The 18341-nt window shown below is 58.8% G+C and carries 20 protein-coding genes; 3 read left to right on the forward strand and 17 right to left on the reverse strand.

The window, feature by feature from the left end; translation table 11 throughout:
- Positions 1-125 precede the first annotated feature (125 nt).
- From dnaX to recR, 3 genes are all read left to right on the forward strand, one after another.
- A complete protein-coding gene (dnaX, locus tag U5A05_RS08560) occupies positions 126-2177 on the forward strand; it encodes a DNA polymerase III subunit gamma/tau (protein WP_321836111.1) in 2052 nt (683 codons plus the stop codon).
- An 80-nt stretch (positions 2178-2257) separates the two neighbouring features.
- Positions 2258-2596, forward strand: a complete 339-nt coding sequence (locus U5A05_RS08565; RefSeq protein ID WP_019826710.1) for a YbaB/EbfC family nucleoid-associated protein — start codon at positions 2258-2260, stop codon at positions 2594-2596.
- Between the two features lie 118 nt (positions 2597-2714).
- Positions 2715-3317, forward strand: coding sequence for a recombination mediator RecR (gene recR / locus U5A05_RS08570; protein WP_261741701.1), 603 nt, complete (start codon positions 2715-2717; stop codon positions 3315-3317).
- A gap of 94 nt (positions 3318-3411) precedes the next feature.
- Here the strand turns inward: recR and U5A05_RS08575 are convergent, their stop codons facing one another.
- From U5A05_RS08575 to ccoO (U5A05_RS08655), 17 genes are all read right to left on the reverse strand, one after another.
- Positions 3412-3957: an adenine phosphoribosyltransferase gene (locus U5A05_RS08575; RefSeq protein WP_261741702.1), complete on the reverse strand. Its 546-nt coding sequence runs from the start codon at positions 3955-3957 to the stop codon at positions 3412-3414.
- 53 nt (positions 3958-4010) lie between these two features.
- Entirely contained in the window at positions 4011-4745 is a 735-nt protein-coding gene (gene fnr / locus U5A05_RS08580) for a fumarate/nitrate reduction transcriptional regulator Fnr (RefSeq protein ID WP_261741703.1), read from the reverse strand.
- A gap of 119 nt (positions 4746-4864) precedes the next feature.
- The gene (gene hemN, locus U5A05_RS08585; RefSeq protein ID WP_261741704.1) at positions 4865-6247 is read right to left on the reverse strand and encodes an oxygen-independent coproporphyrinogen III oxidase; all 1383 of its coding nucleotides are present in this window, start codon (positions 6245-6247) and stop codon (positions 4865-4867) included.
- 189 nt (positions 6248-6436) lie between these two features.
- The gene (locus tag U5A05_RS08590; RefSeq protein ID WP_261741705.1) at positions 6437-7120 is read right to left on the reverse strand and encodes a sulfite exporter TauE/SafE family protein; all 684 of its coding nucleotides are present in this window, start codon (positions 7118-7120) and stop codon (positions 6437-6439) included.
- A complete protein-coding gene (gene ccoS / locus U5A05_RS08595) occupies positions 7113-7343 on the reverse strand; it encodes a cbb3-type cytochrome oxidase assembly protein CcoS (RefSeq protein WP_261741706.1) in 231 nt (76 codons plus the stop codon). The genes U5A05_RS08590 and ccoS overlap by 8 nt, the downstream gene beginning before the upstream one ends.
- A gap of 20 nt (positions 7344-7363) precedes the next feature.
- Entirely contained in the window at positions 7364-9814 is a 2451-nt protein-coding gene (locus U5A05_RS08600; RefSeq protein WP_321836112.1) for a heavy metal translocating P-type ATPase, read from the reverse strand.
- Positions 9815-9894: 80 nt separating this feature from the next.
- Positions 9895-10437: a FixH family protein gene (locus tag U5A05_RS08605; protein ID WP_261741708.1), complete on the reverse strand. Its 543-nt coding sequence runs from the start codon at positions 10435-10437 to the stop codon at positions 9895-9897.
- An 11-nt stretch (positions 10438-10448) separates the two neighbouring features.
- Positions 10449-11864: a cytochrome c oxidase accessory protein CcoG gene (ccoG, locus tag U5A05_RS08610; RefSeq protein WP_321836113.1), complete on the reverse strand. Its 1416-nt coding sequence runs from the start codon at positions 11862-11864 to the stop codon at positions 10449-10451.
- 215 nt (positions 11865-12079) lie between these two features.
- Positions 12080-12490: a type II toxin-antitoxin system VapC family toxin gene (locus U5A05_RS08615; RefSeq protein WP_261741710.1), complete on the reverse strand. Its 411-nt coding sequence runs from the start codon at positions 12488-12490 to the stop codon at positions 12080-12082.
- Positions 12490-12741 carry a type II toxin-antitoxin system Phd/YefM family antitoxin gene (locus U5A05_RS08620; protein WP_321836114.1) on the reverse strand — a complete coding sequence of 84 codons (252 nt, stop codon included), beginning with the start codon at positions 12739-12741 and terminating at the stop codon, positions 12490-12492. The genes U5A05_RS08615 and U5A05_RS08620 overlap by 1 nt, the downstream gene beginning before the upstream one ends.
- 141 nt (positions 12742-12882) lie before the next feature.
- A complete protein-coding gene (gene ccoP, locus U5A05_RS08625) occupies positions 12883-13860 on the reverse strand; it encodes a cytochrome-c oxidase, cbb3-type subunit III (protein WP_261741712.1) in 978 nt (325 codons plus the stop codon).
- Entirely contained in the window at positions 13857-14048 is a 192-nt protein-coding gene (locus tag U5A05_RS08630; RefSeq protein WP_003447209.1) for a CcoQ/FixQ family Cbb3-type cytochrome c oxidase assembly chaperone, read from the reverse strand. The genes ccoP (U5A05_RS08625) and U5A05_RS08630 overlap by 4 nt, the downstream gene beginning before the upstream one ends.
- 5 nt (positions 14049-14053) lie before the next feature.
- The gene (gene ccoO, locus U5A05_RS08635; protein ID WP_261741713.1) at positions 14054-14665 is read right to left on the reverse strand and encodes a cytochrome-c oxidase, cbb3-type subunit II; all 612 of its coding nucleotides are present in this window, start codon (positions 14663-14665) and stop codon (positions 14054-14056) included.
- Positions 14665-16107, reverse strand: a complete 1443-nt coding sequence (gene ccoN, locus U5A05_RS08640; protein WP_261741714.1) for a cytochrome-c oxidase, cbb3-type subunit I — start codon at positions 16105-16107, stop codon at positions 14665-14667. Before ccoN ends, ccoO (U5A05_RS08635) begins: the two co-directional genes overlap by 1 nt.
- 479 nt (positions 16108-16586) lie before the next feature.
- Positions 16587-17525 carry a cytochrome-c oxidase, cbb3-type subunit III gene (gene ccoP, locus U5A05_RS08645; RefSeq protein ID WP_261741715.1) on the reverse strand — a complete coding sequence of 313 codons (939 nt, stop codon included), beginning with the start codon at positions 17523-17525 and terminating at the stop codon, positions 16587-16589.
- Complete coding sequence (locus U5A05_RS08650) at positions 17522-17713, reverse strand: cbb3-type cytochrome oxidase subunit 3 (protein WP_019826673.1); 192 nt, start codon at positions 17711-17713, stop codon at positions 17522-17524. Before U5A05_RS08650 ends, ccoP (U5A05_RS08645) begins: the two co-directional genes overlap by 4 nt.
- 15 nt (positions 17714-17728) lie before the next feature.
- A complete protein-coding gene (gene ccoO, locus U5A05_RS08655; RefSeq protein WP_261741716.1) occupies positions 17729-18337 on the reverse strand; it encodes a cytochrome-c oxidase, cbb3-type subunit II in 609 nt (202 codons plus the stop codon).
- Between the last annotated feature and the right edge of the window lie 4 nt (positions 18338-18341).

Raw genomic sequence — 18341 nt, forward strand, 5'->3', positions numbered from 1 at the left:
TCGCCGTGCCTGGATAAAACCTGGATTGCAGCGGTGCCGAGCAGTTTAAAGTGCGCATCGGATGCAATTTTGGCCTTGCTCCGCTAGCATTAGCCCCTTCCGCTTTTCAGACGCGACGGTTATCAATGAGTTATCAGGTTCTTGCACGTAAATGGCGTCCGCGCTCGTTCCGCGAAATGGTCGGCCAGACCCATGTGCTCAAGGCTCTGATCAATGCCCTGGACAGTCAGCGCCTGCACCACGCCTACCTGTTTACCGGTACTCGTGGCGTCGGCAAGACCACCATCGCGCGGATCATCGCCAAATGCCTGAACTGTGAAACAGGTATCACCTCGACCCCGTGCGGCGAGTGTTCGGTGTGTCGCGAAATCGATGAAGGGCGTTTTGTCGACCTGATCGAGATCGACGCCGCCAGCCGTACCAAGGTCGAGGACACCCGTGAACTGCTCGACAACGTGCAGTACGCCCCGAGCCGTGGGCGCTTCAAGGTCTACCTGATCGACGAAGTGCACATGCTCTCCAGCCATTCGTTCAATGCGCTGCTCAAGACCCTCGAAGAGCCGCCGCCCTACGTCAAATTCATCCTGGCAACCACTGATCCGCAGAAATTGCCGGCCACGATCCTGTCGCGCTGCCTGCAGTTTTCGCTGAAAAACATGACGCCTGAGCGTGTGGTCGAGCATTTGAGCCATGTGCTCAGTGTCGAGAACGTGCCGTTTGAAGACGACGCACTGTGGCTGTTGGGCCGTGCGGCCGATGGTTCGATGCGTGATGCCATGAGCCTCACCGATCAGGCGATCGCTTTCGGCGAAGGCAAGGTGCTGGCTGGCGACGTGCGGGCGATGCTCGGCACCCTCGACCATGGCCAGGTGTTTGACCTGTTGCACGCCTTGATCGAAGGCGATGCCCGGGCACTGCTTGAAGCGGTGCGCCATCTGGCCGAGCAAGGTCCGGACTGGAGCGGCGTGCTGTCCGAGATCCTCAATGTGTTTCACCGGGTTGCCATTGCCCAGGCGTTACCGGATGGCGTCGACAACGGTCACGGTGACCGCGACCGCGTGTTGGCCCTGGCCAAGGCGTTGCCCGCCGAAGACGTACAGTTTTATTACCAGATGGGCCTGATTGGCCGGCGCGACTTGCCGCTGGCGCCAGACCCGCGTGGTGGCTTTGAAATGGTCATGCTGCGAATGCTGGCCTTCCGCCCGGCAGATACCGTTAACGCGCCGAGTCAGCCGCTAAAGCCAGTGGGGATCAGCCAGGCCACAGTTGATTCCGCCCCAACCGTGGCTGACGCTGCTCCTGTAGCGCCAGTAGTAGTTGCACCTGTTGCCGTACCGGTTCCGGTTGTTGAAGAACCGGTAGTCGAGGCCGTTCCTGCGCCTGTAGAGGCCCCCAAGGCGCCTGCAGTGCCAGAAAAGGACTTGCCCTGGAATGCGCCGTCTGTCCCGGTAATCGAGGATGAGGCTGTACCTGAGCCGGTGCTGGATACCGTTGGCGAGCCGCCCGAGCTACCGCCGATGCCTTTGCCGACGCCAGACAGCGTTGTGCCGGATGCACCGCAGTGGGCAGCGGCGCCAATCCCCGAGCCTACCGTTGAACAGGTGGGTGCGGCTTTGTCCGGCATGGATCGCGATGACGAGCCGCCGCTGGATGAAGACTACATCGAACCGGACATGGACTCGGCGGCCTACAGCTACCTCGACGAGCTGGCCAGTGAGCATGCGGCCGAGCCTGCTCCGGAACCCGAGCCGTTGCCTGCTGCAATGCCGGCGACCGGGTTAGCCCTTGAATGGCTGAACATGTTCCCCAAATTACCGGTATCGGGCATGACCGCCAGTATTGGTGCCAACTGCACCTTGATTGCGGTTGACGGTGATGACTGGCTGTTGCACCTGGACCCGGCGCACAGCGCACTGTTTAACCTGACCCAGCAGCGCCGACTCAACGATGCACTGAACCAGTACACTCAGCGCACACTCAAAGTAACCATTGAGCTGGTCAAGCCGGAACAGGAAACCCCGGCCCAGGCTGCTTCGCGCTTTCGTGCAGAGCGCCAGCGGCTGGCCGAGGAGTCGATCCATGCTGATCCGCTGATCCAGCACATGATCGAGCAGTTCGGCGCGGCAGTCCGCGAAGATTCGATTCAACCTGTAGACGTTGTTGAAGCCCAGGCTTAGCAGCGCCAGGATAGAAACTTACAGCCCGGGGCCGTTTTGATCCCGGGAGCATTGTCCAAATAACGTTTGAGGTGATTCCCATGATGAAAGGTGGCATGGCCGGCCTGATGAAGCAGGCGCAGCAGATGCAGGAAAAAATGGCCAAGATGCAGGAAGAACTGGCCAATGCTGAAGTCACCGGCAAGGCGGGTGGCGATATGGTCACCGTGGTCATGACTGGCCGTCACGACATCAAGCGTGTGAGCATTGATCCGGCTCTGCTTGAAGGCGTCAGTGAAGATGACCGCGAAGTGCTGGAAGATCTGTTTGCCGCTGCTGTCAACGACGCCGTTCGCAAGATCGAAGCCAACAGCCAGGACAAAATGTCGGGCGTGACTGCCGGCATGCAACTGCCGCCGGGCATGAAGCTGCCGTTCTAAGGCGCTCAAAAATGCCAGGCCTTGAGCCTGGCATTTTTTTGCCTGTTTTACGGGCATTTGACGCCACCCCATACCGCGGGTATAAACCGCGTCTCGTTGTTTTGTCGGACCTTTCCCTATGAGCTTCAGCCCCCTGATTCGCCAACTGATCGATGCCTTGCGTACCTTGCCGGGTGTGGGTCAAAAGACCGCGCAGCGCATGGCTCTGCAACTGCTTGAACGTGATCGCAGTGGCGGTTCGCGCTTGGCTTTGGCCTTGACTCAGGCGATGGAGGGCGTGGGACATTGCCGTCTGTGCAGAACCCTGACGGAAGACGACTTGTGCCCGCAGTGTGCCGACGTGCGCCGTGATGACACCTTGCTCTGTGTGGTCGAGGGGCCGATGGATGTGTATGCCGTCGAGCAGACGGGCTATCGCGGGCGTTATTTCGTGCTCAAGGGGCATTTGTCGCCGCTTGATGGTCTGGGGCCGGAGGCGATTGGCATTCCGCAATTGATGACGCGTATTGCCGAACAGGGCACTTTTACAGAGGTGATTCTGGCGACCAACCCTACGGTTGAGGGTGAGGCCACTGCGCATTACATTGCTCAACTGCTCAGCAATAAAGGCCTGATCGCTTCACGGATCGCTCATGGTGTGCCGCTGGGGGGTGAGCTGGAGCTGGTCGATGGTGGCACTCTGGCTCATTCGTTCTCTGGGCGTCGGCCGATTATTTTGTAAGCCCAGTCTGTAGTCGCTGCCGCAGGTCTTTCAAAGTGGCGGGCCTGCTGCGCAGTCCATCGCAGCCTGCGGCAGCGGCTACACAATGAGATGATTACTCTGTCAGCGAAAACTCGGTCAGGCAGAAGGTAGGCACCCCCAAGTCTTGCAAGCGCTTTGAGCCACCCAGCTCGGGCAGGTCAATGATCGCAGCCGCTTCAAATACCTGGGCGCCCATGCGTCGTACCAGGTTGGCCGCGGCGATCAGCGTGCCGCCGGTGGCGATCAAGTCATCGACGATCAGCAATGAATCGCCTTCACACAGGCTGTCGGCGTGAACTTCCAGAAACGCTTCGCCATATTCCGTCTGATAGCCTTCGGCCAAAACGTCAGCGGGCAATTTGCCTTGTTTGCGAAACAGGATCAGTGGTTTGTTGAGCTGATGTGCCAGTACCGAACCAATCAAAAAGCCCCGGGCATCCATGGCACCGATGTGGCTGAAGTCGGCCTCGACATAGCGCTCGATAAAGCTGTCGGCGATCACGCGCATGGCGCGGGGCGATTGATACAGGGGGGTGATATCGCGAAAGATGACTCCCGGCTTGGGGAAGTCAATGACCGGGCGGATCAGGGATTTGAGGCAAAAATTGTCGGAGACCATATCGGGCTGTCCTGGCGTGCGTTAAGCGCGCCAGTATAACCCGGTAAGCCGTCTTAGACTTCCAGCGAACCACCGGCCAGGGCGCACAACTTGATGGGGTCAAGGATATGCACTTCCTTGCCTTCAGCTGTGATCAACTGGTTTTCCTGCAGGCGGGTAAAGACCCTGGACACCGTCTCAACGGCCAGGCCCAGATAATTGCCGATCTCGTTGCGCGACATGCTCAGGCGGTACTGATTGGCCGAAAAGCCACGAGCGCGAAAGCGTGCAGACAGGTTGACCAGAAAAGTTGCAATACGCTCGTCAGCCGTTTTTTTCGACAGCAGCAGCATCATTTGCTGGTCGTCACGAATTTCGCGGCTCATCACGCGCATCAGCTGGCGGCGAAGCTGTGGCAGTTGCACCGAGAGTTCGTCGAGACGCTCGAAAGGAATTTCGCACACAGGTGTAGTTTCCAGCGCTTGGGCTGACACCGGGTAAGTCTCTGTGTCCATCCCGGAGAGGCCGACCAGTTCGCTCGGCAGATGGAAACCGGTAATTTGCTCTTCACCGTTGTCGCTTAGGCTAAACGTTTTCAGCGCGCCAGAGCGTACGGCGTAAACCGAGCCAAAGGTGTCGCCCTGACGGAACAGGAACTCGCCTTTTTTCAGTGGGCGACCGCGCTTGACGATTTCTTCCAGCGCATCCATGTCTTCCAGGTTCAACGAAAGTGGCAAACAGAGAGGCGCCAGACTGCAATCCTTGCACTGCGCCTGATTGTGAGCGCGCACTTTTACTGGCTCGGACATTTCTTAAATCCTTGTGAGAAAACACACATAAGATGCAAGGGTAACCCAGCGCGGAGGGCTAGGCCAGCCGCACCACGCCGGTGCACGCATCTCATGCTCTAGAGGCCGTGTCTGAGGCCTTAAATTACCCGCGAATAACGCTGGCGGGTTTGTTGCTCCAGATAGGCATCGAACACCATGCACACAGAGCGCACCAGTAACCGTCCGGCAGGCAGTACGGTCAACTGCTGGTCGTCCAGGGCAATCAGGCCGTCGGCGGCCATGGTCTTGAGCATTGGCCACTGCGGGGCAAAATACCCGCAGAAGTCGATATTGAACGCCTGCTCTATGCATGCAAACGGCACATGTAAATTGCAAATAATCTGCTGGATAACCTCGCGGCGGATACGATCGTCCTGATTGCACAACAGGCCGCGGCCGGTGGCGAGCTGGCCGCTGGCCAGGGTGCGCTGGTAGCTCGCCAGGTCGCTGTCATTCTGGCAGTACAGGTCGCCAATCTGGCTGATGGCCGAGACGCCAAGACCGATCAGGTCGCAATGGCCGTGGGTGGTGTAGCCCTGAAAATTGCGTTGCAGGGTGGATTCTTCCTGGGCGATCGCCAGTTCGTCGTCCGGCAGTGCGAAGTGGTCCATGCCGATATAGCGATAGCCCGCGCCGGTCAGTTGTTCGATGGTGCGCTCCAGCATCTGCAATTTGGCGGCAGGCGAGGGGAGTTCGTTGGTGTTGATCCGGCGTTGAGGCATAAAGCGTTCAGGCAAGTGGGCGTAGTTGAACACTGACAACCGGTCCGGTTGCAAGCTGATCACTTCGTCAATGGTGCGCGCAAAGGCCTCCGGGGTTTGCTTGGGCAAGCCGTAGATCAGGTCGATATTGATCGAGCGAAATTGCAGGGTGCGTGCCGCGTCGATCACCGCCCGCGTTTCCTCCAGGCTTTGCATCCGATTGACCGCTCGCTGTACGTCTGGGTCGAGGTCCTGCAGGCCTATGCTGACACGGTTGAAACCCAGTTCACGTAATAGGCCCATAGTCGACCAGTCGGCTTCCCGCGGGTCGATTTCGATGCCGTAATCGCCTGAGTCGTCGTCCAACAGGTTGAAGTGCTGGCGCAGCTTGGCCATCAATTGGCGCAGTTCATCGTGACTGAGAAAAGTCGGTGTGCCGCCCCCGAAGTGCAGTTGCTCGACCTTTTGCTTCGGATCGAGGTGGCAGGCAATCATCTGGATTTCCTGCTCGAGCTTTTGCAAATAAGGCTGTGCTCGGCCACGGTCTTTGGTGATGACTTTGTTGCAGGCGCAGTAGTAGCAAATATTTGCGCAGAACGGCACGTGGACGTATAGCGACAACGGACGCTGCGCCTTGCGGCTTTCGCGCAGGGCGTGCAACAGGTCGAACGGGCTGACCTGACTGTTGAACTGCATCGCTGTGGGATACGAGGTGTAGCGTGGTCCGGCCAAGTCGTAGCGGCGGATCAAGTCTGGGTCCCAACGAATGGCGTCGAGCATGCGGGCATTCCCCTGGGATGGCTGGCAATGCGCAGGAGTCTAGGGGGTGGGGCGTTGTGGCATCTTGATTTGCATCAACGGCTATGATTGGCAGCATTTTGGTAGATACACTGTTCCCGCTCAAGCGGGGTCCGCAAATCCTCGTAGCAGCAGCCTCGTTCCTTCGGCAGCTGCTACGAAGTATTAAGTCTAATGCCCCATCAGCCAATGCTGATGCGGGCCGGGCAGGGTCCAGATGCCGAACAGGATCACCAGCAGTCCTCCGGCCATGCGCACGCTACGTTTGCGCAGCAGTGCAGTGACACGTTCGGCAGCGAGGCCGGTAGCCAGCAATACGGGCCAGGTGCCAAGACCAAACGCCAGCATCAGCAATGCGCTGTCGATGGCGCTGCCCTGGCTGGCGGACCAGATCAGCGTGCTGTACACCAACCCGCATGGCAGCCAGCCCCAGAGCGCGCCCAGCAGCAAGGCGCGGGGCAGGCTCGACACCGGCAGCAGGCGGTTGGCTACGGGCTGGATATGCCGCCACAGGCCGCGGCCCAGGCTTTCAATACGGGTCAGGCCGCTCCACCAGCCCGCCAGGTACAGGCCCATGCAAATCAGCAATAACCCGGCCAGAATGCGCATGTACATGGCGCCGGGGCTGTTGGCCACGGCCCAGCCTGCCAGCCCCAGCAGTAATCCCGCCGTGGCATAGCTGAGTATTCTGCCGAGGTTGTAAGCCAGCAGCAGCCTGAAGCGTCGGCTGCGTTGCTCTTTTGGGATGGCCAGAGTCAGCGCGCCCATCAGGCCACCACACATGCCCAGGCAATGCCCGCCTCCGAGCAGGCCTAAAATCACGGCGGAAACCAGCAGTGGCGCTAGCTCAAGCATGGGGAGGGTTTTTGGTGTCGGTGTCGGTAATCGACTCCGGGTGTTGGCTCTTGGCTTCTTCGACGGCAGCGGTGTGCTGTGGGTCTTGATCGTCGAACAGGATGCTGTGGGCAGGGCTGTCCAGGTCGTCGTACTGGCCACTGTCAACCGCCCAAAAGAAAATGAAAATGCAGATGGCGACAATCAGCAGGGCCGCAGGAATCATGACGTATAGCGCTGGCATATGGGCTCCAGGCGACCGGTTCAGACCGGCAGCGGGCGGGTGTGTGGCATGACTGGAGTATGCGCCTGATGGGGCATGCGAGTCAGGCGCAAGGCATTGAGCACCACAGTCAATGAGCTGATCGACATGCCGATGGCGGCCCAGATCGGCGTGATCCAGCCCAGCGCGGCAAATGGCAGCATAAGGCCATTGTACAGACCGGCCCACAGCAGATTTTCGATGATCACTCGCCGGGTTCGGCGTGCCAGGCCAAAGGCTTGTACCAGGGCATCCAGGCGATTGGACAGCAGCACGGCATCGGCACTGGTTTTCGCCAGGTCAGTGGCCGAGCCCATTGCCACGCTGATATCGGCGGCGGCGAGTACCGGGACATCGTTGACCCCGTCACCCAGCATCAGCACCTTGCGCCCCTGTGCGTGCAATTGTTGCAAGACCCGCAGTTTGTCATCCGGGCGCAAGCCACCCTGAGCTTCATCAATTCCCAGTTCGGCGGCCACGCTGGCGACCATTGGCGAGCTGTCGCCCGAGAGCAGCAGTGTGCGCCAGCCGCGAGCCCTGCAGGCGGCGAGCAACGCGGGAGCATCGTCGCGAAGGCAGTCATCCAGAACAAACCAGGCCAGTACGCCCGTGGTGTCGCCCAATAGCAGCCATTGGCCGGGTTCGTCCGGCATGTGGGGGATTTGACACTGGCTCAGCTCGCAGACAAATCCCGGCTGACCAATGCGCACACGTTGCGTGCCGACCAGGCCTTCAAGGCCCAGCCCCGGAGTACTGTGGACTTCCTCTGCGGCTTGTGGGGCGCGACCAAAGGCGCGGGCGATCGGGTGCTCGGAGCGGTTTTCGAGCGCCGCGGCGAGGGCCAGGCACTGATCGCTGTCCAGGTCGCGCAACGGGCGAATGGCGCGCAGGGCCAGACGACCTTCGGTCAAGGTGCCGGTCTTGTCGAAGATCACCGTGTCGATCTGGTTCAGGCCCTCGATCACGTGGCCGCGAGTCAGAAGCAAGCCCAGCTTGTGCAGGGTGCCGGTGGCGGCGGTGAGTGCGGTAGGCGTCGCCAGAGACAGTGCGCAAGGGCAGGTGGCCACCAACATCGCCAGGACAATCCAGAACGCCCGTGATGGGTCAAGTTGCCACCACAACAAGCCGATCCCGGCGGCCGCGATCAGCGAGAACAGCAAGAACCATTGCGCGGCCTTGTCGGCAATTTCTGCCAAGCGTGGCTTTTCAGTTTGCGCGCGGTCGAGCAAGCGCACGATGGCGGACAGGCGGGTATCCTGGCCCAGCGCCATGACTTCAATGGTCAGCGCGCCTTCGACATTCAGGGTGCCTGCCGTTACTGCGTCGCCGATGCGGCGTGGTTGTGGCAGATACTCGCCGGTCAAAAGGGACTCATCGATGCTTGACTGGCCATCAAGTATCTTGCCGTCCGCCGGAAGGATTGCACCGGGGTGGACCAACACGTGGTCGCCGACTTTAAGCTCGGTCAGCAGGATACGTTCGCTTTGGCCGTCGGCACTCAGGCGCAGGCAGGAGGCAGGCAGCAGATTGACCAACTGCGCGGTAGCGGCAGCCGTGCGCTCGCGGGCGCGGCGTTCGAGGTAGCGCCCGGCCAGCAAAAACAGGGCAAACATGCCGACAGCATCGAAGTACAGCTCGCCGATCCCGGTGATGGCAGTCCAGATCCCGGCAATATAAGCGCCGCCGATGGCCAGAGACACCGACACGTCCATGGTCAGGTGGCGGGTGCGCAGGTCGCGCATGGCGCCCTTGAAAAAGGGTGCGCAACTGTAGAACACGATTGGGGTGGTCAGGAACAGCGCGACCCAGCGCAGGATGGTGTGCATCTCGGGGCTGAGGTCGATATTGAATTCGGGCCAGGTGGCCATGGTTGCCATCATTGCCTGAAACCACAACAGCCCGGCAACTCCAAGCTGGCGCAAGGCCAGACGGTTTTCGCTGGCCAGTTGTTCGGTGGCGCGATCGGCCTGGTAGGGGTGCGCGGCATAACCGATGTGGCGCAGCTCACTGAGGATTTCGCTTAACGGTAACTGGCTGTCGTCCCAGCGCACGTGCAAGCGATGGTTGGACAGGTTGAGCCGTGCTTCGCTCACGGCAGGCAGGCGGCGCAGGTCTTTCTCAATCAGCCAGCCACAGGCCGCGCAACTGATGCCTTCTATCAACAGGGTGGTTTCGGCTTGTTCGCCTTCGTGTCGGACAAAGGGTTTTTGTACGTCGGGGCGGTCATACAGCGCCAACTCCTCAACCAGTTGCACGGGCAGTGCTTCAGGGTTGGCACAAGGTTCACTGCGATGCTGGTAATAGCTTTCGAGGCCGCCGGCCACGATGGCTTCGGCCACCGCTTGGCAGCCCGGGCAGCAGAACTCGCGAACCTCGCCCAGAACAACGGCGGTGAACCGGCTGCCAGGCGGGACGGGCAGGGCGCAGTGATAGCAGGGTACGGGAGAGGTCATGGAGATCTATCGCGATGGAAGTACGCCATCGCGAGCAAGCCCGCTCCCACGAATGAGGAGCGGGCTTGCTCGCGACAAGGTTACTTCTTGTTGTGGTCTTCAGCGCCTTGAATCGGCTCGTCGCCCAGTAGCAGGTCCTTGTCGTGGCCGACCAGTTCCTCTTCGAAAAGGCGCCAGGTCTTGCCGTCTTCAACGCCCAGCAATTCGACAAAGCGGCGGCCTTCGATCTTGTCATCCAGTTGGCCGATGTAGCGCCCTGGTTCCGATGCGCTTTGGCTCAGGCTGACTTTACGGTCTTTTTCAGGTTGGGTCGGGGAGATCAGGTTGAGCTCCAAAGCTTGCGGCTTGCTGTTGCCCTCCAGCAGCAGCACAACTTCGCCGGTCATCTCGTCCAGACGCAGCTTGGCTTTCAATTGCAGAGTCTGGCCCAGCAGCTCACGGTCCAGCGCGCGGTTGATACCTTTGCCAGCCTCGTAGTAGTTGTCGTTAACCAGGTTGTCCGGGTTCTTTACGGCAATGGTGACCATGGACAGGGTCAAGGTCACTGAGCAGGCCAGGATAGCAATGATGATCCATGGCCAAAGATGCTTGTACCAAGGGCTGGAGGCGTTTGCTGCGGGCATGGCTGGCTCTCTTATCTGATTTGTGGGCCGATGAATCGGCTCTTGGCTTTAACATTAATGTCGTTGTTGTCGGCATCCTTGAGGATAAAGAACACCTCGTTGGTGCTCGACGGCAGCTTCTCGGGGGCAATCGACAGCTCGACCGGCAGGCTGACGATATCGCCTGCTGCAACCTTGATTTCGCGTTTGCCCTGCAGCTTGAGGTCCGGCAGGCCAGTGGCGTCCAGCACGTAGGTGTGGTCTTGCTGGTCCTTGTTCATGATCTTCAGGCTGTAGACGTTTTCAATCCGGCCCTCAGCGTTTTCGCGGTAGAGCACGCGGTCTTTGCTGACGTCGAAACCGACCAGGGTACGGGTAAAGAATGCGGCTGCCAGCAGCCCCATCATGGTCAGCAACACCAGCGCATAGCCAATCAGGCGCGGGCGCAGTTTGTGGGTGACCTGGCCCGAGAGGTTGTGCTCGGTGGTGTAGCTGATCAGGCCGCGAGGGTAGTTCATCTTGTCCATGATGCTGTCGCAGGCATCGATACATGCGGCGCAGCCAATGCACTCGATCTGCAGGCCGTCGCGGATATCAATGCCGGTCGGGCACACCTGTACGCACATGGTGCAGTCAATGCAGTCGCCCAGGCCTTGAGCCTTGTAGTCTGCATCTTTTTTGCGCGGGCCACGGACTTCGCCGCGGCGCGGGTCGTACGACACGATCAGGGTGTCTTTATCAAACATCACGCTCTGGAAGCGCGCATACGGACACATGTAAATGCATACCTGTTCGCGCAGCCAGCCAGCGTTACCGTAAGTGGCGAGGGTGAAGAAGCCGACCCAGAAATAGGCCCAGCCATCAGCCTGGCCGGTAAAGAAGTCGATGACCAGTTCTCGAATCGGTGAAAAGTAGCCGACAAAGGTCATGCCGGTGACAAAGCCGATCAATAGCCACAAGGAGTGCTTGCTGAGTTTGCGCAGGAACTTGTTGGCGCTCATTGGCGCCTTGTCGAGCTTGATGCGCTGGTTGCGATCACCTTCAGTGACTTTTTCGCACCACATGAACACCCAGGTCCAGACGCTTTGCGGGCAGGTGTAGCCGCACCACACGCGCCCGGCATACACCGTAATAAAGAACAGGCCAAAAGCGGCGACGATCAGCAGCCCGGACAGCAGGATGAAGTCCTGTGGCCAGAAGGTGGCGCCAAAAATAAAGAATTTACGCTCGGGAAGATTCCACCAGACGGCCTGGTGCCCGCCCCAGTTGAGCCACACCGTACCGAAATACAGCAGGAACAACACAGCGCCGCCTGCGATACGCAGGTTGCGGAAAAGTCCGGTAAAGGCACGGGTGTAGATTTTTTCCCGGGCTGCGTACAAATCGGTACTTTCAGTGGGTTTTTTGGCAGGTGGCGTAACGTTGTGTACAGGAATCTGATTGCTCATTAGTGCGTCCCACGGCAGTGGAAAATGCCTCGGTCAGTACATGCCGACCGCGGTCAGAAGGTGTAGCAGTGGCGTAATGATACGCCTGTGACTCTAGCTCAAGGGTGCGACCTTTGGTCGCGTTCCGGAAAAGAAGAAGTTGGTATAAGAGTTGTAACAACTCATGACATGGATCAATTGACTTAAGCGCTCAAGTCAGTTGTGTTCTGCCTGAGTCAAAGCTCCCAGGGATTGAGCACAGGGGCGCCGCTAAAGGCAAAGTCCCGGGTATTGCGGGTAACCACGGTCATGTCATGCACCAGTGCGGTGGCTGCGATCAGTGCGTCGCATTCATTGCTGCGGTCAGGCACATGCAGGCGGGCACAGCGCCTGGCAACAGCGCCGTCAATTGACAGGACGCGCCCGGCAAAGGCGGGTATCACATGGGCTTCGAGCCAGTTGCGCAGTGGTGAGGCTTGCTCGGGGTCGCGGCGCTCAAGGCGCAGGATCCCGGTTTCGATTTCAAGCAGGGTAATGGCCGAGATATACAGCCTGTAGGCGGGGACGCTGCGGGCCCAGGCTACCACTGCAGGGTCGGCCTGGGCTTTGCGCAGTTCTGAAACCACGTTGGTATCGAGCAGGAACATTAGAAATCCACTGGGCGCGGCGTGATGACTGCGCGTTCGGGTTCGAATTCAACCGGCGTTGTTTCGGGCATGACGAGCAGGTCGACAATGCTGGTGTTCAGGCCGGTCAGCCGTTGGTACTCCTCCATGCATAGCAGTACATGGGCTGGGCGGCCACGGTCAGAGATGTAAACAGGCCCTTGTTGCGATGCTTTTTTGGCACCGCTTGTGTCCTGGTTGAATTCACGGCTGGAAATAGTGGTGATGGTCATAGGGATGATCCTCCCGATATTTAATGTAGAAACGTTACTACTTTTGGCTGACTCCCGGCAATTTAAAACACCGACTGAAACAAAATGGCCCCGCCAACTTTCGTTGGCGGGGCCATTTTTTGTAGCTTTCAGACGACTGCGTTACTCGTCTGCCTTGGCGTCATCGCCATGGGACAGGCTGTAAACGTAGGCGGCCAGCAAGTGAACCTTGTCGTTCCCTTGCAGGTCGGCCTGTGCAGGCATCTGGCCCTGACGGCCGTAGCGGATGGTCTGCTGCAGTTGAGCAAAGCTCGATCCGTAGATGAACGCTCCCGGGTGAGTCAGGTTCGGTGCGCCCATCAGCGGGTTACCCTTACCTTCAGGCCCGTGGCAAACCGCACAGTTGGTAGCGAAAAGCTCCTTGCCCTTGGCAGGGTCGGCCTTTGCGCCTTCCGGCAATTTACGGCCATCGAGACTGGTCAGTACGTAGGCAGCTACGTCGCTGACACCTTGCTCGCCGATCACTTCAGACCAGCCTGGCATGACGGCGTGACGGCCGGCCATGATGGTGGTCTTGATGTCTGCTGGCGTACCACCCCAGCGCCAGTCGGCGTCGGTCAGGTTCGGGAAGCCGTAAGCGCCCTTGGCGTCGGAACCGTGGCACACCGAACAGTTGGACGCGAACAGACGGCCACCCATTTTCAGTGCTTGCGGGTCCTTGGCTACTTCTTCAATCGGCATGGCTGCGAATTTGGCGAAGATCGGACCAAATTTGGCGTCCGATTTGGCCATTTCCTTTTCCCACTCGTGAACCCCGGTCCAGCCTGTCTGGCCATTGGCAAACGGGGTTTGCTCTTTGGTGTCCAGGTACTGGTAGCCCGGCAGCAGGCCTTTCCAGTTACCCAGGCCCGGGTACAGAACCAGGTAGCCGAGGGCGAAAATGACGGTGCCCACAAACAGCATGAACCACCATTTCGGCATTGGGTTGTCGTACTCTTCGATCCCGTCGAAAGCGTGACCGACTGTTTGGTCGGTCTGCTCGCTGCGCTGGCCCTTGCGGGTGGCCAGCAACAGCCAGGTCAAGGCGAAGATGGTACCCAGAGTGAGGACTGTAACGTACAGACTCCAGAACGTAGTCATTCTTTGTTACTCCTAGAAGCTTGCTCTTGCTCGACGTGCTTGATGGCTTCGGGATCATCCTTGAATGGCAACAAGGTAGCGTCGTCAAATTCTGACTTGCGTCGCGGGCTGAATACCCACAATGCCAAACCGATAAAAGCCACCATCACGACGACAGTGCCCAGGCCACGAATCATCCCGATATCCATCCAGATCACCGTTTGCTTTTGATGATGGTGCCCAAGCCCTGGAGGTAAGCCACCAGTGCGTCCATTTCAGTTTTGCCCTTCACAGCATCCTTGGCACCGGCGATGTCTTCGTCGGTATAAGGGACGCCGAGCACGCGCAAGACTTCCATTTTTTTCGCGGTGTCCTTGCCGTCCAGCTTGCGCTCTACAAGGAACGGGTACGCTGGCATGATCGACTCGGGAACCACGTTGCGCGGGTTGTATAGGTGCGCACGGTGCCAGTCATCAGAGTAACGGCCGCCAACACGGGCCAGGTCCGGGCCGGTACGCTTGGAACCCCATAGGAACGGGTGGTCCCACACGCTTTCACCGGCGACCGAGTAGTGGCCATAGCGTTCGGTTTCGGCGCGGAACGGACGGATCATCTGCGAGTGGCATTGCACACAGCCATTGGCGATGTAGATGTCACGGCCTTCCAGTTCCAGCGCGTTACGCGGCTTCATGCCTTCGACCGGGGTGTTGGTCACGTCCTGGAAGAACAGCGGAACGATTTGAGTCAGGCCGCCAATACTGACGGCGATCACCATGAAGAAGGCCATGAGGCCAATATTCTTCTCGATTGTTTCGTGCTTGATCATCAGTGGGCTCCAACTACAGCGATCTTGGTCGCCGCTTCAGCTTCTACCGGGTTCGAGGCACGCACGGTGCGGAACACGTTGTAGGCCATGAACAGCATGCCGCTGGCGAAAATTGCACCGCCAAGGGCGCGAACGATAAAGCCCGGGTGGCTGGCTTGCAGAGCTTCCACGAACGAGTAGGTCAGAGTGCCGTCGTCGTTGATTGCACGCCACATCAGGCCCTGGGTGATGCCGTTGACCCACATCGAAGCGATATAAAGCACAGTACCAATAGTCGCCAGCCAGAAGTGCACGTTGATCAGGCTGGTGCTGTACATCTGCTTTTGGCCATAGACTTTCGGGATCATGTGGTACATGGCGCCGATCGAAATCATCGCAACCCAACCCAGTGCACCGGCGTGTACGTGGCCGATGGTCCAGTCGGTGTAGTGCGACAGCGAGTTGACGGTCTTGATTGCCATCATCGGGCCTTCGAAGGTCGACATGCCGTAGAAGGCCAGAGACACAACGAGGAAGCGCAGGATCGGGTCGGTGCGCAATTTATGCCAGGCGCCCGACAGGGTCATCATGCCGTTGATCATGCCGCCCCAGCTTGGAGCCAGCAGGATGATCGACATTGCCATGCCCAGCGACTGAGCCCAGTCCGGCAGAGCGGTGTAGTGCAAGTGGTGCGGACCGGCCCAGATATACAGGGTGATCAGCGCCCAGAAGTGCACGATAGACAGGCGATACGAGTAGATCGGACGCTCGGCCTGCTTGGGCACGAAGTAGTACATCATGCCCAGGAAGCCAGTAGTCAGGAAGAAACCTACCGCGTTGTGGCCGTACCACCACTGAATCATGGCATCTGTCGCACCGGCGTAAGCCGAGTAGGACTTGAAGAAGCTCACCGGCAGGGACGCGTGGTTGACGATGTGCAGCATTGCCGTCACGACAATGAACGCACCGTAGAACCAGTTACCTACATAGATGTGCTTGGTTTTACGCTTGGTAATGGTCCCGAAGAACACAATGCCGTAGGTCACCCAGACGATGGCCAGCAGAATAGCCAAAGGCCATTCCAGCTCTGCGTATTCTTTGGTCGTGGTGTAGCCCAGCGGCAACGTGATGATCGCGCCGACGATGACGGCCTGCCAACCCCAAAAGGTAAACGAGGCCAACGTGTCGGAGATCAGTCGCGTTTGGCAGGTGCGCTGTACGACGTAATAAGAGGTGCCAAACAATGCACAGCCACCAAAGGCAAAGATCACAAGGTTGGTATGCAAGGGGCGCAGACGGCCGAAGGTCGTCCATTCAAGGCCAAGGTTCAATTCAGGCCACACAAGCTGTGACGCGATGAAAACCCCGAGCCCCATGCCAAGGATCCCCCAGACCACCGTCATGATGGCGAACTGGCGGACTACCTTATAGTTATAAGCAGTCGGACTGATTGCTGTGCTCATTCTAAGGTTCCACGGTTTAGGTGTTTTATTAGGATAAAAATCGGTCGCAAGTATGTATAAAGCGTAGGGCTATTGCAACGAAGCATGACCCCGGTCAATGCTTTCCAAGGCTTATTCTGCGGCCTTTCCATGCGGGAAGTAAGGTCAAAGTGACCTCGACAAAAATGCCGCATGGGGGGCAAAACCGGAGGGGGTGATGCGGGCAAATTCAGGTGGGGGCAAGGCGTGGCAAGAGCATGGCGAAGATCGCAATGGACGATAGCCGGTGTAAACCCACTAGTGTGGCCCGTAACAGTGCCCTTCAACTTACCGATTAATTTCACTTGACGTGAGCCCGGGAAAATCCGGATCGCGCAAGAGAAGAGCTTAGCCCTGAATAGCGGGAGAGCAATGAGGGACTAAAAAGAGGTGCGACACTTGGTCGCGCTTTGAGGCGGGAACTGCCGCACCAAAATGATGCGGCAGGAAATGTCCGGTAATTATTCGGTTGTGTTTTCCTCTTGATTACCGTGCGACAAGCTGAACACGTAGGCCGCAAGCAGTTGCACCTTGTCGTTGCCCAGCAACTCGTTTTGCGCAGGCATATGGCCCTGGCGACCATGGCGGATGGTTTGCTGCAATTGGGCCAGGCTGGTGCCGTAGATAAAGCCGGCAGGTTGCGTCAGATCCGGCGCGCCCATCATGGGCATGCCTTTACCTTCGGCGCCGTGGCACGCCACGCAGGTGGTATCAAAGGCTTGCTTGCCAGCAGCCAGATCCACCGTGGTGTCCTGTGGCAATGGCAGTCCCGCTAGGCCATGACGCACATAAGCCGCGACGTTTTTGACCCCGGCTTCGCCCAGCACCTCACCCCAGGCTGGCATTGCCGCGATGCGGCCGCCCATGATGGTGGTCTTGATGGTGTCGGCATCACCGCCCCAGCGCCAGGTGTTGTCGGCGAGGTTCGGGAAGCCGAAAGCACCCTTGGCATCCGAGCCGTGGCACACCGAGCAGTTGGAGGCAAACAGGCGACCGCCCATTTTCAGTGCGGCCGGGTCTTGCGCTACTTGTTCCACAGGCATGGCGGCATATTTGGCGAAGATCGGTCCGAACTTGGCGTCAGCCTTGTCCATCTCCTTTTCCCACTCATGAACCCCGGTCCAGCCATTTTCATAGCCGGGCAGCAGGCCTTTCCAGTTGCCCAAACCCGGGTAAAGGATCAAGTACCCCACCGAAAACACCAGCGTGCCAACGAACAGCATGAACCACCACTGCGGCAGCGGGTTGTCGTACTCCTCGATGCCATCGAAGCTGTGGCCCATGGTCTCGACGGTGTCGCTCTTGGTTTCACCCTTGCGCGTACCGACCAGCAGCCAGGTCAGGCCGATCAGCGTGCCAATGGTCAGCACGCATATATAGAGACTCCAGAAGGTGGTCATGCTTTGTTACTCCTAGACGCTTGTTCTTGCTCGACGTGTTGAATCGCCTCTGGATCGTCCTTGAATGGCAGTAAGGTCGCGTCTTCAAATTCCGACTTGCGCCGTGGGCTGAACACCCACAGCGCCAGACCGATAAACGCCACGGCCACCACCACGGTGCCCAGGCCGCGAATCATTCCACTACTCATCTCGAAGACCATGACTCACCTCTTGCTCTTGATGGCAGTGCCCAGCACTTGCAGGTAGGCCACCAGCGCGTCCATTTCGGTCTTGCCTTGTACCGACTGCTTGGCGTTGGCGATGTCTTCGTCGGTGTACGGCACGCCCAGGGTGCGCATCACCTCGAGTTTTTTCACGGTGTGGCTGTCATCTACCGGGGTTGCAACCAGCCATGGATACGCTGGCATTTTTGACTCGGGCACTACGTTGCGCGGGTTGTACAAGTGCGCACGGTGCCAGTCATCCGAGTAGCGACCACCGACGCGGGCCAGGTCTGGCCCGGTACGCTTGGAACCCCACAGAAACGGGTGATCCCACACGCTTTCACCGGCTACCGAGTAGTGACCATAACGCTCGGTCTCGGCGCGGAATGGGCGGATCATCTGCGAGTGACACTGCACGCAGCCTTCGCGAATGTAGATGTCGCGACCTTCCAGTTGCAGCGCGGTGTAAGGCTTCATGCCCTCCACCGGAGTGTTGGTCACGTCTTCAAAGAACAGCGGGACGATTTGCGTCAGGCCGCCAACACTCACGCACAGAATCATCAGCAACAGCATCAGGCCGATATTTTTTTCAACGACTTCGTGTTTCATTGCC

The sequence above is a fragment of the Pseudomonas kulmbachensis genome (assembly GCF_963681935.1).
Classification (GTDB): Bacteria; Pseudomonadota; Gammaproteobacteria; order Pseudomonadales; family Pseudomonadaceae; genus Aquipseudomonas; species Aquipseudomonas kulmbachensis.